At 46.1% G+C, this 1,163-nt stretch carries 1 protein-coding gene; it reads right to left on the minus strand.

Annotation, left to right across the window (positions count from 1 at the left end):
- Positions 1-2: 2 nt before the first annotated feature.
- Positions 3-1,163: elongation factor Tu (gene tuf, locus RJ01_RS15525; protein WP_052209116.1), on the minus strand; the 1,161-nt coding region annotated here is incomplete at its 5' end.

Genomic DNA, 1,163 nt, shown 5'->3' on the forward strand with positions numbered 1-1,163 from the left:
GATTATGCAGTTACTTTAGCAACTACACCAGCACCAACTGTACGACCACCTTCACGGATCGCAAAACGTAGACCTGGGTCCATTGCGATTGGGTGGATTAGTTCTACTGACATTTCTACGTTGTCACCAGGCATAACCATTTCAACGCCTTCTTTCAAAGAAATCGCGCCAGTTACGTCAGTTGTACGGAAGTAGAACTGTGGACGGTAACCGTTAAGGAATGGAGTGTGACGACCACCTTCGTCTTTAGAAAGTACGTATACTTCTGCATCGAATTTAGTGTGCGGTTTGATAGAACCTGGTTTAGCAAGTACCTGACCACGTTGTACGTCTTCACGTTTAGTACCACGAAGCAAGATACCACAGTTCTCACCAGCACGGCCTTCGTCAAGAAGTTTACGGAACATTTCAACGCCAGTTACAGTAGTCTTAACTGTGTCTTTGATACCCACGATTTCAACTTCTTCACCAACTTTGATGATACCAGTTTCAACACGGCCAGTTACAACTGTACCACGACCAGAAATTGAGAATACGTCTTCGATTGGCATCAAGAATGCTTGGTCGATTGCACGTTCTGGTTCTGGGATGTAAGAGTCAAGCGCTTCAACAAGAGCTACAACTGCGTCTTCACCGTATTGACCAGCTTCACCGTTCAGTGCAGCAAGTGCTGAACCACGGATTACAGGAGTGTCATCACCTGGGAAGTCGTAAGTAGAAAGAAGTTCACGAACTTCCATTTCAACCAGTTCAAGAAGCTCTTCGTCGTCTACAAGGTCGCATTTGTTCAAGAATACAACGATGTAAGGTACACCTACCTGACGAGAAAGCAGGATGTGTTCACGAGTTTGTGGCATTGGACCGTCAGTCGCAGCACATACAAGGATCGCACCGTCCATCTGAGCAGCACCAGTAATCATGTTTTTAACATAATCGGCGTGGCCCGGGCAGTCTACGTGAGCGTAGTGACGAGTCGGAGAATCGTATTCTACGTGTGAAGTATTAATTGTAATACCACGTGCTTTTTCTTCTGGTGCAGAGTCGATTGCAGCGTAGTCTTTCGCTTCACCACCGAATTTTTTAGCACATACAGTTGCAATCGCAGCTGTTAAAGTTGTTTTACCATGGTCAACGTGACCGATTGTGCCCACGTTAACGTGTGG

This window comes from Acinetobacter sp. YZS-X1-1 (assembly GCF_000804305.1).
In the GTDB taxonomy this organism is placed as follows: domain Bacteria; phylum Pseudomonadota; class Gammaproteobacteria; order Pseudomonadales; family Moraxellaceae; genus Acinetobacter; species Acinetobacter variabilis.